The sequence below is a fragment of the Pseudomonas sp. F220 genome (assembly GCF_057813935.1).
This window is the reverse complement of record NZ_JBVASJ010000046.1, coordinates 1-12,949: the sequence shown is the minus strand read 5'-3', so window position 1 is coordinate 12,949 and position 12,949 is coordinate 1. Positions and strand designations below refer to the sequence as shown.

The window sequence follows — 12,949 nt, the reverse complement described above, 5'->3', positions numbered from 1 at the left end:
ACGACACGAGCAAAATGTCAGGAGACTGAAAATGAATCTTAGCTACCGGCCGGTAGAGGAACAGGACATCCCACTGATTTGCAGCTTTCCCCGGAACGAGGAGGAGTTGTTTTTCTTCTTTCCTGCGGCCACCTGGCCGTTGACCCATGAGCAACTGCGCAACTCGATTGCTCAGCGATCAGATTCGACAGTCATTGAACAGGACGGCCAGGTTGTCGGTTTCGCCAACTTCTACCATTGGGCAATCGAAGGAACCTGCACCATTGGCAACGTCATCATCGATCCCGAGGCGCGAGCGGGTGGGATCGGCGGGCACTTGATCAGGCACATGATCGGGATCGCCCTGAGCAAACACCGCGCCGCCGAGGTGACGCTGTCCTGCTTCAATCAGAACGTGGCGGGGCTGCTGTTCTATCCAAAGTTGGGGTTTACGCCTTACGCCATCGACGAGCGCAAAAACAAGCAGGGCGAGCGGGTGGCACTGATTCATATGCGCTATACACAGGCCTGAGTCTTACACTCGATTCGGTTGCCATATCAAAAAATTGCACGTTCACAAGGAGGTCAGACGATGAGCAAGTTGCGGGTTGGGATTATTTTTGGTGGCCGCTCGGCAGAGCATGAAGTCTCGCTGCAATCGGCGAAAAACATTGTCGACGCGCTGGACCGCTCGCGCTTTGAGCCGATGCTGATCGGCATCGACAAGCAAGGGCGCTGGCACCTGAATGACACCTCGAACTTCCTGATCAACCAGGAAAATCCTGCGCTGATCGCCCTCAACCAGTCGAACCGCGAGCTGGCCGTGGTGCCAGGCAAGTCCAGCCAGCAACTGGTCGAGACTTCCAGCCAGGAGCTGTTGGGGCATGTCGACGTGATCTTTCCCATTGTCCACGGCACCTTGGGCGAAGACGGTTGCCTGCAGGGTTTGCTGCGCATGGCGGACCTGCCCTTTGTCGGTTCCGACGTGCTTGGCTCGGCGGTCTGCATGGACAAGGACATCAGCAAACGCCTTCTGCGTGATGCCGGCCTGGCGATCACGCCGTTCATTACCCTGACCCGCGCCAACACCGCTCGCACCAGTTTTGCTGAAGCGCAAAACAAGCTCGGCCTGCCAATGTTCGTCAAACCGGCGAACCAGGGATCCTCGGTGGGCGTCAGCAAAGTCAGCAACGAGGAGGAATACGCAGCGGCCGTAGCGTTGGCGCTGAGTTTCGACGAAAAAATCCTGATTGAGTCCGCCGTCAGCGGCCGTGAAATTGAATGCGCCGTGCTGGGCAATGACCAGCCAATCGCCAGTGGTTGCGGCGAGATCGTGGTGCGCAACGGCTTTTACTCCTATGACAGTAAATACATCGATGATCAGGCTGCAGAAGTCGTGGTGCCGGCAAATATCAGCGTTGATGCCAGCGAGCGCATTCGCGCCCTCGCCATTGAGGCGTTTCAGGTACTCGGCTGTTCCGGTCTGGCCCGAGTCGACGTGTTCCTCACCGATGGCGGCGAAGTGCTTATAAACGAAATCAACTCACTGCCCGGTTTCACTCGCATCAGCATGTACCCCAAGCTCTGGCAGGCTGCGGGCATGAGCTACAGTGAACTGGTCAGTCGCCTGATCGATCTGGCGCTGGAGCGTCACGCCTCGCGTCAGGGGCTGAAATACAGCCGCTAGGTCAGGCAAATTCTACGTGTGCGTCTGAGGTGAAATTGAACGCGGTGGTTGAATCCCGTGGCGCTATCGCGAATGATGCGCAAAGTTGTATACAAAAATTACTAATTGAGAGCACAAAATCATGAAGGTCAGCGCGCGTAATGTCTTCAAAGGCATCATCAGCCAACTGCAGGAAGGTGCCGTCAACGCCGAGGTTTCCCTGAAACTGCCGGGCGGCAACGAGCTGGTCGCGGTAGTGACCATGGAAAGTGTCAAGAACCTGGGCCTCGCCGTCGGTAAAGAAGCCGTCGCGCTGGTGAAAGCGCCATGGGTCATTCTGATGACCGAGTCCAGCGACATCCGCCTCTCGGCACGCAACTGCCTGGAAGGCAAAGTCACTAGCGTCACCGATGGTGCGGTCAACGCCGAAGTGGTTATCCAGCTGGACGGTGGCGCTGAAGTCTATTCGATCGTCACCCGTCAGGCTGTGGCAGAACTGGGCCTGGCGCCTGGGGTGAGCGCTACGGCAGTGATCAAGGCGTCGCACATTATTTTGGGTGTGCCGGCCTGATTTGATACTGCAGCTTATTGCTATGTGCCGCAGGTGCTGGTTTGGCAGCAGCCCCTGCTGCGCAATGATTAGCTGGAGTGTTAAGGCAGGGGGATACGCTCTCGAAATTAAAAGTCTTAGGGCAATACCACCCGGGCGGGTTCGCGAATGTAATTGATATCCCACTCGCTTTCGTCGACTTGCACAAAGCCATGGCGTTGATAAAAACGATTCGAGTCACTGCCGCGCAACGCGCCCAGGCGGATCGGGAGTAATTCTGAGTCGGCATTGTTGAGAACGGAGCACAGGGCTGCCGAACCAAAACCTTTACCTTGATGTGCTGGCACGACGTACAGATGCTCCAGGAACAGGTGATCGGGCTTGCGTCTGACCTGGAGAAAACCTACCCGTTGACCATTACCGAGAATGAAACGGCACAGTGCCGGTTCAAACGTGGCGAGAAACCTGGTGCGCGCCCTCTGCGGATCAAAGCGACCAATACGCTCAAGACTCTCTTGCATCGATGCAATCCGTATCTGGACAAGGGTATCGGCGTCTTCCTGCGTGGTGGCTTCAAATGTGATGTCCATGGTTACCTCCGTCTGATCCCTGTAGGAGCTGCCGAAGGTTCGGGCCGCGTTCGGATGATCTTTTTGGGATGCTGCATGCTTAACTTGCTGGCATTAGGGTAAGCCCTCTCGCCACTATTACCCGGCAGACTGAAAAATTTTCGTTTCAATCCCCCAAGGCTTCACCCTCGCGTCGCGGATCAGCACCGCCGGCCCATGAAACTCTTCCTTGAGCATCGCGGACGCGGACGATGGCTTGGGTGCCGCTGGTCATGTCGATTTCGTTCACGGTGTGTCCTTTGTCTTTGAGTGCCTGCACCAGCGCCGGTGTGAATTGCCCTTGCTCGAGTTCGGTCGGGCCGTTGCGGCTGCCGAAGTTGGGCAGGCTGATGGCGGCTTGCGGGTCCATATTCCAGTCGAGCATGGCAATCACTGATTTGGCCACGTATTCGATGATTTGCGAGCCGCCGGGGGAGCCGACAGTCGCTACCAGTTCGCCGCTCTGGCGGTCGAAGATCAACGTAGGGGCCATGGATGAGCGCGGGCGTTTTCCGGGTTCGACGCGGTTGGCGACGGGTTGGTCATTTTCCTCAGGAATGAACGAGAAGTCGGTCATCTGGTTGTTAAGCATGAAGCCCTGAACCATGAGGTGAGAGCCGAAAGCCGCTTCCACGGTGGTAGTCATCGACACGGCGCCGCCCAAGTCGTCTACCGCTACAACTTGTGAGGTGGAAATCCGCATTGGCGAGCGGTCTGGGGCGTAGGCTACCCGAACGCCGTCCGGGTGGCCGGGCTTGGCCGTGTCCATGCTGCGTTCGCCAATCAAGGCTGCTCGGTCTGCCAGATAGCGGGGGGCGATCAAGCCGGCAATCGGAACGGGGACGAAGTCGGAGTCAGCCACATAGAGCCCGCGGTCGGCGTAGGCCAGACGTTCGGCTTCGGCTATCAGGTGTACAGCGTGCGGTGCAGGTTCCATCCCGGCCGGCGCAGTAGTTTTGACCGGTTTGAGTGACGCTAGGGCGAGGCGACTATCCTGTGCTTCCAGCGCCTGCAAGGTGCCGAGAATTTGCGCGACGGCTATCCCACCGGAAGAGGGCGGAGGCATGCCGCAGACTTGCCAGCGTTTGTAGTCGGTGCACAGCGGCGTACGCTCCTTGGCGGCGTAGCCTTGCATATCGCTCATCGACAGGCTGCCGGGGTTGGCGTTGCCCTGAACCTTGGCGGTGATCTCCTGGGCGATTGAGCCTCGATAAAATGCATCGGGGCCTTCTTTGGCGATCCGTTTGAGTACAGCCGCCAATGCCGGATTTTTCAGCAAGGTACCGACGGCTTTCGGGCTGCCATCGGCATTCAGGAAATAGCCGGCCATGTCTGGCGAGCGGGACATGAACGGGTCCGATGCAATTAAGGAATGAAGTCGCGGCGAGATTGGGAAGCCTTGCTCTGCCAGGCGAATGGCCGGGTCGAACAATTGTGCCCACGGCAGGCGGCCATGTTTTTTATGAGCCAGTTCCAGCGCACGCAATACACCGGGCGTGCCCACCGAGCGACCACCAATTTGTGCCTGGCTGAACGGCATCGGCTTGCCGTCAGGTTGCAGGAAAAGCTTTTCGGTCGCTTCTGCCGGCGCGGTCTCGCGACCGTCATAGGCACGCACTGCCTTGCCGTCCCAGAGCATGATCAGCGCACCGCCACCAATGCCCGAGGATTGTGGTTCTACCAAGGTCAGCACCGCTTGCATCGCAATAGCGGCATCAATAGCCGAGCCGCCCTGACGCAACATCTCACGCCCGGCCTCGGCCGCCAGCGGGTTGGCGGCCGCCGCCATGTGGTGAGAGGCGTGCTGGGTGCGCATGTCGGTGCGGTAGCCCGAAGCGATTTCCGGGGCGACCGGTAGAGCGGTGACGGAAGGTGCAGAAGGCGGGGTGTTGCAAGCGGTGAGGGTTAAAGCGGCAGCTATCAGCGAAAGGGCTGATAAGCGGTAGTGGCTCAAGTTGAAGGCTGAGAACACGCGGGGCACTCCGTCCGTTGGAAAAAGAGGTGTTTAGTGGCCTGTGCGGCTAGTTCTGTTAGTCAACTTCTGGCATCCGGATTTGAGCTGACGAACTAGCCGTACAGGCCACTAGCGCAGCCGATAGGCACGGCCGCGTGAGGGGGAATGTATCGGCCGACAGAGGTAGGCGCAACTTGTTGGGTGATTTTGCTGGCCGGTTAGGCGAGCGTCTTCAATGCGGTCTTTATCTGTTCAGAGCAGGGCTTTGGAAAAGTATCGGCTGGGCGTCTCACCGAGCACTCTACGAAATACCGTGGTGAAAGCGCTTGGGCTGCTGTAGCCCAGATCCATCGCTACTCGTGTAATCGGTTCTCCGTTACCCAAGCGAACCACGGCCGCCAGCAAGCAGGCCTGCTGACGCCACTCGACAAAGCTGATGCCGGTTTGCTGGCGAAATAGCCGGGTGAAGGAACGACGACTCATAGCGACTTGATCGGCCATGTCGTCGATGCTCATTTCCAGCGAGGGCAGGTTCAGCAGGTTGCGACAAGCTCTCGCCAGCCGAGGTTCAGTGGGTAGCGGTGCGTTCAGTGAGAGTGTCGGCATTGCTGCGATTTCATGCAGCAATAAAGCCATCAAGTGGCCGTCCCGATGTTCTTCAGCGTAGAGGGCAGGGATGTCGATGGCTCGTGCGAGGAGATGGCGAAGCAGGTCCGACACACCGAACACCTGGCAATGCGCAGGCCGGCCGAGTCGCGCTACCGCGGGGCCGCGAATGTAAGTGTTGAGCATGGTCACAGGCCCGCTCATCAGCATCTCGTGGGGAATGCCGGCGGGTACCCATATGGCCCGCTGTGGCGGTACGACCCAGTTGCCCTCGCTGGTGAAGACGCTGATGACACCGTTGGCGGCATAGGCGAATTGTCCGCGTTGGTGCGTATGCAGAGCGAAGAGCAGCCCATTGGGGTAGCCATTGGAGGTGACCACTGCATCGCGTGGCGTGTTTTCGTAGGGATCAATGTGGGTTTGGCGCATGGCCCGAATTTAATGATTTATGACCTGGCATTGCAAGCAGACCACCCCTGTACCTGGCCATAGTGATGCCTTCGCCGGAGCATCATGTCGCCGGCACCGGGTTCCTGGAAACATCTACTGTGCAGAAGAAACACTTGATCCTGGCTGTGTTGGTGACGGTTGTCTGGGGTTTGAATTTTCCAATCACCAAGCTTGGCTTGGCCGCCATTGATCCGCTCCTGCTGACTGCAATTCGCTTCACGCTGGCTGCTTTGCCTTGGGTCTTCTTTGTCAGGCGTCCGCAGGTCGCTTTTCAATGGCTGGCGGCTTACGGCCTGATTTTTGGTGTGGCGATGTGGGCGCTGATCAATTTAGGAATTGAACAGGGAGTGCCTCCAGGAACCGCCGCCCTGTTGATCCAGTTCAGCGCGTTTTTTACCTTGGGCTGGGGGGTATTGTTGTTTCGCGAGAGCCTGAGCCTGGGGCAGGTCCTGGGCATGGTGCTCGGGGCATTGGGGTTGTTCAGTATTGTTCAGGGAAGTCCTGGCGAAGCGACGACGCGGGGCTTTGTTCTATTGATAGTGAGCGCATTCAGTTGGAGTATCGGTAACGTCATCATCAAGCAATCCGGGGTGCGAGAAATGTTCGCTTTCGTGGTTTGGGCCAGCCTGTTCCCGCCGATTCCACTGTTTTTACTCACCTGGTTAGCCCACGGGTCAGCGCCGTTCACGGCGTTGGCAACGCATGTTGATCAAGTGACAGTGTTCTCGCTCTTGTTCCAGGTCTATGCCGCCACGCACTTCTGCTATTGGGGTTGGAACCTGCTGCTACGCGAGTATCCGGTTTCCCGAGTGGCACCGTTGTCTTTGCTGATTCCGGTGTTTGGCGTGATCGGTTCGATAATGATTCTCGGGCATAGGGTCGACGCCGGCGAAGGTTTCTCCATCGCGCTGATCCTGTCAGCACTCGCGGTTGGCTTGATGAAAGGTCGGCCCCTGTTTATGGGGACTACCCGGCAGGGCGAATAGAAAGAGCCTGCGCAGTTTTTACCGTGCAATGACGGAGCCTGATCTTGCGTGTTTAAATCGAGCCGGCAGCATCAACTTACGTTTTATTCTCGATAAACCGGAGCTATCTACATGGAAGTGATTAATCAAATGCGCCCTGACGAGTGTGAAGGTATGGAAGACATCCGGCGCGAGATCGATTTGCTTGATCGAGCCGTCATTCAGTTGCTTGGTGCGCGCTTCAACTACGTTCTGGCCGCCTCGAAATTCAAAACATCTGAAGCCGCTGTGCGGGCACCGGGACGTTTCAGCGCGATGCTGGCCAAGCGTCGTGAATGGGCAGAAATCGAGGGTCTGAGTCCCGAGCTGATTGAAAAGCTCTACTCCGACCTGGTGAGTCACTTTATTGAAGAAGAGATGAAACACTGGAGGGGCGATCACTGATGGAAATCCGCCTCAAAGGCGGTTTTTAATGTCCGTCTACTGAGCTTCCAGGGTCGATAGAAATAGACGTGTTCACAGAACAATAAGAGGCAGACATGCACACAGACTTTCCAACACAGGCGAGCTACCGCTCACAACGCGAACAATTTCTGGCAGCGGCGACTGCGGCTGGCGCGAGTCTGACCGAGTACTCGCACCCACTCCCCGGGCCGTTCGGCGAGCCCCTGAGCACAGACGTTGCGGTGCTTGGCGATCCTCGCGCCAAGCGCCTGCTGGTGGCGCTTAGCGGCACCCATGGGGTTGAAGGATTTTACGGTTCGAGTTGCCAGATAAAATGGCTGCAAACGTTCGCAACGCGCTCCTTGCCCGCCGATACTGCGGTCGTGATGATCCACTTGATCAATCCATGGGGCACTGCTTGGCTGCGCCGCGTTAACGAAGACAATATTGATCTGAACCGTAACCATCTGAACTTCGATCGCCCGCTACCGAGCAACGAGCCTTATGCGGCGCTTCATGAGATTTATGCCTGCGCCCAATTGCAGGGGCCGCAACGAGACCGAGCCGACGCCCTGCTCAACGAACAGATTCGTCAGCATGGCTGGCCTGCGGTGATGTCGATTGTCGAGGGCGGCCAGCACAGCCATCCCGACGGTTTGTTTTACGGTGGGCTGGCGCCGAGTTGGTCGAACCGGACACTGCACAAAATCATTCAGGCGCATGTGTCCCAAGCCGAAGTCGCCATGTGCTTTGACTTGCATACCGGCGCGGGGGAATACGGTCATCCCATGCTGTTGACCATTGCCCAGGCCGCCTATCCGGCATTGGCGGATGCCCAGGCAGTTTATGGTCCCTGGCTGTACACCCTGCTAACAGGCGCGAACAACCTGAGTGATACCGGCGTTGCCGCGACGGCCACCGGATACACCTCACAGGCGTTGATCGATGCGCTGCCACAGGTACGCCTGATGCCTTTCGTTATCGAGTGCGGCACCTATCCAGGGGCAGAGGTTCACCGTCATCTGCGCGATGATCACTGGCTGCACCTGCACGGAGACCCAAGCGATACTGTTGGGCGGCAAATCAAGCTGGGTCTTCTCGAGCAGTTCTATCCTGCCGACAGTGACTGGCAGGAGATGGTCTGGTTACGCACCCGGCAGATATGGGATCGGGCATTGTCAGCGTTGCCGACGATTGGCTAATGAGGTCGACAAAAAGGAGCGGGTAACTCATGGAAAACCAATACGACGTCGTCGTCATAGGCTTGTGAAGGCGTGAAACCGGCCCAGCGGACAATAGGCTGGGCCGGATTTTTAACGATTTCTTCCAGGCACGTAAATCAGTTAGCAATAACGCTCATGTTTCTTCCGCTGGCTTTGGCGACATAGAGTGCCTTGTCGGAAGCTCCGATCAAGTCGTCGGTTGATTCTTGCGACGTAGGGCTGCATGCGCTCACGCCAAGGCTGACCGTGACGGTGCCTTCAGTGTTGTCGTTGTGCTCGATTCCGGCTTGTTGAACGGCACGCCGAATTTTCTCTGCGACCAGAAATGCCCCTACATAGTCAGTGCCAGGCAACACCACGGCAAACTCCTCGCCGCCATAGCGTGCAGCGAGATCGCCGGGGCGCTTGATGTTCTCCCGTATGATCGCGCTGATGGTGCGTAAACACTCGTCGCCTGCCAAATGACCGTATTGATCATTGAAGCGTTTGAAGTGATCGACATCGATCATCAGTAAAGCAAGGCTCCCCAGGTTACGCTTGGCACGCCCCATTTCCGCTTGAATGAACAGGTCGAACTGACGCCGGTTCGCGAGTCCTGTCAGTGCGTCCTCCAAGGCTAATAACTCGAGGGTTCGATTGACCTCAATCAACTTGTCTTGAGCACCCAACAATTCGTTTTGAATATTATTTTGTTGCTTCACAAGCCTGATAAGTCGAAAGCCGAGCACGCCCAGAATGACCAACAGCAAAGAAACGATCGCTGCGCTTAACAGCGACTCCTGTCGCCAGCCCGCCAGGACTTCGTCTTTGTTGAGCGCTGCCAATATGATGAGCGGATAATCATCGACTCGCCGAAACCCCATCACTCGCTCCACACCATCCACATAGGATTTAACGGTTGCGGTACCAGAATCCCCTTTGGGCAAGAGTTGCGTGAATAGCGGAGCATTGGCAATGCTGGTCCCAATTTCAGCTTCGTTGAAGGGACGGCGAACGACGATTTTGGCGTCGGCGGATATCAGATTGATAACGCCGTTACCGCCGATATCGATGCTGTTGTACAGCTGGAGAAAATGATCGAGGTAGAGGGTTGCCAGCACCACGCCGGCAAAACTGCCATCAGGGTGATTGATCCTGCGCGACACTGGCATGACCCACTCCCCGGTGGAGCGACTTTGTATCGACGGTCCTATATGCAGGCCACGGTCCGGATGTTCGCGATGAAAGATAAAATACTCACGGTCGGAGTTATTGGCGTTTGGCAGCATGATCCCGCTCGAACTCGCTACCCACCCACCTTTTTCGTCATAGATGAACAGGCCATGTAGCTGAGCCAGCTCGTTGCGCTGGGAGCTGAGCAAACGCTGTAATCGGGGTAACTGGTCGTGGCCCATACCCTCGATTTCGAGGCGGTCCACCAGGCTGAACAAAACGGTGTCGGCTTGCTTGATCGACGCTTGCGCTTGCGACGACAGGGTCTGTGCAAGGTTTGACATCGCTATTTCTTTTTCATGCAAATGATACTGGTGGGAGTTCCAGCTCTCCCAGATAACCACTATCACTAGCGACAGACATACCACCATTAGAAAAAGGATGGCATATCGAACCTTGAGCTTTGCCTCAGGCTTTTCAGCCATTAGAGGTTCGGGCTTGACGATATGATTTTTGAAGGGTTGTTGCGGCATGACGCTCCCTGAAACCTGATGAAATGGCGGCTCATTCCCTTCGCCATTTTTAGCCACTTACCTCACACGCTTGTTGCGTTGGGTGGCGTGCAACTGTGCATCGTCAGAGGTGATGATAGGGGGATTTCCACGAGAAGTGTTCCGGATGAGCAATCAGATATAAATCGCGACATTCTCAGGCGTACAAAGATAGCCGACGCCCTGGCGTATTGGCTGAGATAGACCCTTTCTGGAGCGGTACTTTTCTCCAGGCATAAAAAAACGGCCTACCTTTCGGTAAGCCGTTTTTAGTTACACAGACATTTGAACTGGATATGTAAGTTACTGCTTTTATTGATTATTTGTTTGTTCATATTTTTAAGGGATACACCTGGGGATACACGGCGCTGTCTGCTGGGGTGTTTCTGGCCCGTTTCACGCTGGCTGAAAAATCCGTCGAGGTTCGTTGCTCCGCCCCCGACGAACGGTATCGTCATCGTGATAAAGGCGCCACAAGTGCAAAGGTATGGTCATCACCACCACTCCTTTGATGGATCAGACCAAAAGTGGCCCGATTATCTCGTTCCTCACTTTTGAGGAGCCATCGCCACACTTTTGCGTTGATGGTGCTGGCGCCGTGTGGCAGTTCCACCACACAGAGGCGTTCTTGCCATTCCCCGCGCCAGCACCACCCCGAACCAGGGTAGTGGTCATTCATGGGATGTTTCGCGAACGGGTGGTGTGCGGGACTATCCGTAATTAACCTGGGCTCCCATTCCGGTATGGCAGGTGCTGGAAATACTACCGAGATCCCGGCAGTTCACTCTCGCGGCTACAAGCGCATTTCCCTGATGACTCGCCTTGGCTCAGCTCCCCGCGAAAGGGCGCGCCGGGCGTCCTTGGTGAGCTGGTCGAGCGCTTGCTCCTCGAATGCTGCCGCCATTGCGCTGGCCTTCCTGACGATCAGCAGCGCCAGCTCCGGCGGAAACACCACCTTGTCGGCGGGTAGATAATCACAGTCAATAACGGACACGGCTCTATCCTCGGTGCGCGGTTGATGCTGGCGCCGGAATGAAGCGGGGCCAGCAGATGACCTGCAGATGTTACCAGCGGAACGTGAGCAACTACCTGGAAACTGGGGGTTGGCCAAGCTGGCAAGTCGACCGGCTTCCGCTCCAGGGTGAACAACTCGTTCACCACCTGCTCCGACCTGCTGTCAGGTCGCTGGAAGCCCCGGAAAATACTTGACGAGCATCAAGCACCAGCACGGCTCCTTTAACGCTGGAAGCGGCGTATTGCTTGGGCTGCGGGCAACTTGCCCGTGTTCTGTCGTCGGAAATCCGTCTAGGGCCTGTCTAGTATTGCCTGGCGCGCTAAGCATTTTTCTGGCCCGGTATTTCACCACCCCATCGCGCCAGGATATTGATCGAGCACCCACCTTGACGGCCGCCTCCCGAATTTCAGACGGGGCTGATGCTGGTCAGGCAGCCCGAATGCTCGCAAAGCCTTGACCTGCTTGGCTTTAAGCGATCCGGCTGCTGGTGGCGCCAGATAAATCCGTCAAGACCTGTCTAAAATCTCGTCAAGGTTCCGTCAAGGCTGGTCAAGGATTTTGGCCACGTTTGATTGGCTCTGCCGCGGACCACTTTCCCGTCAGTGACTGTCGCGGCTCGCCCCTGTTTCTGGACGAGGTAGCTATCCGGCCGCATGCCCGATCTGCCGCCAGCCTTTGCTGGCTTTGGCTCGCGGGCCGACCTGTATGAACTGCGGCCTATCCAGCCGTCCAGAGCCTGTCCAGAATCCTATCCAGCGTCACGACTGCCCCAGGCTGCCGGAAACGGTCAGCTCAGCAATGCCCTGGCGAATGAGCACCAGGTGGTCGTCGAGTGTTTCCAGCGCGCCGCGCACGTTGTTGGCAATGTCCGCCGATCCGCGCTGCTCGACCCAGTTGGAAAGCTCCTCCACCGCGGCGCCCAGAGCGAGCTGGTTTTGATTGAGGCGGTCGAACAGGCTGGCAATCAGTTGGTATCCGTCATGTTGGCTCTCCGTGTTTCGAGAGAGCGTAGCACCGGCGCCGCGAATGCCTGGAATCACCTTTACGTGGTTTGCGTCTGCCTGCGGCAAATTGGCCTGGCGATGTGATACGGGATTTCCCCGCATCTAATGCGTGAGCCCCGCCCGCATTGGCCGATGCGCGTTCTCAGGCGGCCACGCTCGCGGCCTGTTAGCAAAAGTTAGCCACATGAGAGGTTGGCACAGTTGTCACCCCGTGCCGCTAGGTGCTGAAGACGTATCAAATCAATTGGCGCGCCAAACGCATTAATTGCTGACTGATTATGCATTGGACAGTTGTGCTTCTTTTCTGGAATCCTTGCGCGCCCCAAAAAAGCGGTGTGCAAGGGTTCAGCGGCCCGGCCAAGCAAGCGTTGAAAATGCCACCTCTACCACAACTAAGCGGGCATGAAACCGAGTCTCTGAGACTTACGACTCCCTCTGGCTAACTCTTTTTCAAGGAGCAACATATCGCATGGGCAACTTGTTCACCCGGCTATTTGGGCCAAACTCCAGCGAGCGGGAAGCTCGATTTGATGTGCCGGACACTCTGCCCCCACCGACACTAAACCCCGATTCGGCTCCCCGGTCTGCACCTGCGCAACCGGTAGATGACGGCCTGCAACCGGTGAAGAGCTGGAGCCATCCTTTCAAGGATACGAATAACCCGCTGTTGCAGTTGACTCAATTAGCTAAGGCGAAGGCGGGCTTCTATCCAATAGGCACCAGTGGTCTATGCCACGGCGGCGTGCATTTCGACAGCGGTACTGCCGGTGCTCTGGATCAAT

At 56.9% G+C, this 12,949-nt stretch carries 12 protein-coding genes and 1 pseudogene; 7 read left to right on the top strand and 6 right to left on the bottom strand.

The annotated features are described in order from the left end of the window. The first annotated feature begins 31 nt into the window (after positions 1 to 31). The 3 genes from ACZYSM_RS26040 to ACZYSM_RS26030 all read left to right on the top strand — a co-directional run bounded on the left by ACZYSM_RS26040 (position 32) and on the right by ACZYSM_RS26030 (position 2,216). Positions 32 to 511 (top strand): GNAT family N-acetyltransferase, encoded by a 480-nt coding sequence (locus ACZYSM_RS26040; protein ID WP_489076026.1) that lies wholly within the window; start codon positions 32 to 34, stop codon positions 509 to 511. A gap of 60 nt (positions 512 to 571) precedes the next feature. Continuing rightward, entirely contained in the window at positions 572 to 1,666 is a 1,095-nt protein-coding gene (ddlA, locus tag ACZYSM_RS26035; protein ID WP_489076024.1) for a D-alanine--D-alanine ligase, read from the top strand. A gap of 121 nt (positions 1,667 to 1,787) precedes the next feature. Beyond that, positions 1,788 to 2,216 carry a TOBE domain-containing protein gene (locus tag ACZYSM_RS26030; protein WP_489076022.1) on the top strand — a complete coding sequence of 143 codons (429 nt, stop codon included), beginning with the start codon at positions 1,788 to 1,790 and terminating at the stop codon, positions 2,214 to 2,216. 116 nt (positions 2,217 to 2,332) lie between these two features. Here the strand turns inward: ACZYSM_RS26030 and ACZYSM_RS26025 are convergent, their stop codons facing one another. The 3 genes from ACZYSM_RS26025 to ACZYSM_RS26015 form a co-directional block, all read right to left on the bottom strand. Next, positions 2,333 to 2,785, bottom strand: a complete 453-nt coding sequence (locus ACZYSM_RS26025) for a GNAT family N-acetyltransferase (RefSeq protein WP_489076020.1) — start codon at positions 2,783 to 2,785, stop codon at positions 2,333 to 2,335. A 145-nt stretch (positions 2,786 to 2,930) separates the two neighbouring features. Then, the gene (gene ggt / locus ACZYSM_RS26020) at positions 2,931 to 4,775 is read right to left on the bottom strand and encodes a gamma-glutamyltransferase (RefSeq protein WP_489076018.1); all 1,845 of its coding nucleotides are present in this window, start codon (positions 4,773 to 4,775) and stop codon (positions 2,931 to 2,933) included. A gap of 234 nt (positions 4,776 to 5,009) precedes the next feature. Next, on the bottom strand, positions 5,010 to 5,792 hold the full coding sequence (locus ACZYSM_RS26015; RefSeq protein WP_489076016.1) for an AraC family transcriptional regulator: 783 nt from the start codon (positions 5,790 to 5,792) through the stop codon (positions 5,010 to 5,012). Positions 5,793 to 5,911: 119 nt separating this feature from the next. Between ACZYSM_RS26015 and ACZYSM_RS26010 the strand changes: the two genes are divergently transcribed. The 3 genes from ACZYSM_RS26010 to ACZYSM_RS26000 all read left to right on the top strand — a co-directional run bounded on the left by ACZYSM_RS26010 (position 5,912) and on the right by ACZYSM_RS26000 (position 8,424). Continuing rightward, positions 5,912 to 6,799 (top strand): EamA family transporter, encoded by an 888-nt coding sequence (locus tag ACZYSM_RS26010; RefSeq protein WP_489076078.1) that lies wholly within the window; start codon positions 5,912 to 5,914, stop codon positions 6,797 to 6,799. Positions 6,800 to 6,910: 111 nt separating this feature from the next. Next, positions 6,911 to 7,222 carry an isochorismate lyase gene (locus ACZYSM_RS26005; protein ID WP_489076014.1) on the top strand — a complete coding sequence of 104 codons (312 nt, stop codon included), beginning with the start codon at positions 6,911 to 6,913 and terminating at the stop codon, positions 7,220 to 7,222. Positions 7,223 to 7,317: 95 nt separating this feature from the next. Then, entirely contained in the window at positions 7,318 to 8,424 is a 1,107-nt protein-coding gene (locus ACZYSM_RS26000; protein WP_489076012.1) for a DUF2817 domain-containing protein, read from the top strand. Between the two features lie 137 nt (positions 8,425 to 8,561). Here ACZYSM_RS26000 and ACZYSM_RS25995 read toward each other — a convergent pair whose 3' ends face one another. From ACZYSM_RS25995 to ACZYSM_RS25985, 3 genes are all read right to left on the bottom strand, one after another. Beyond that, positions 8,562 to 10,082 carry a sensor domain-containing diguanylate cyclase gene (locus ACZYSM_RS25995; protein ID WP_489076076.1) on the bottom strand — a complete coding sequence of 507 codons (1,521 nt, stop codon included), beginning with the start codon at positions 10,080 to 10,082 and terminating at the stop codon, positions 8,562 to 8,564. 859 nt (positions 10,083 to 10,941) lie between these two features. Beyond that, complete coding sequence (locus ACZYSM_RS25990; RefSeq protein WP_149411341.1) at positions 10,942 to 11,142, bottom strand: hypothetical protein; 201 nt, start codon at positions 11,140 to 11,142, stop codon at positions 10,942 to 10,944. A gap of 779 nt (positions 11,143 to 11,921) precedes the next feature. Beyond that, positions 11,922 to 12,131 carry a hypothetical protein gene (locus tag ACZYSM_RS25985; protein WP_489076074.1) on the bottom strand — a complete coding sequence of 70 codons (210 nt, stop codon included), beginning with the start codon at positions 12,129 to 12,131 and terminating at the stop codon, positions 11,922 to 11,924. Positions 12,132 to 12,636: 505 nt separating this feature from the next. Between ACZYSM_RS25985 and ACZYSM_RS25980 the strand changes: the two are divergent. Then, positions 12,637 to 12,949 (top strand): annotated as a pseudogene (locus ACZYSM_RS25980) (hypothetical protein); the annotation flags it as partial.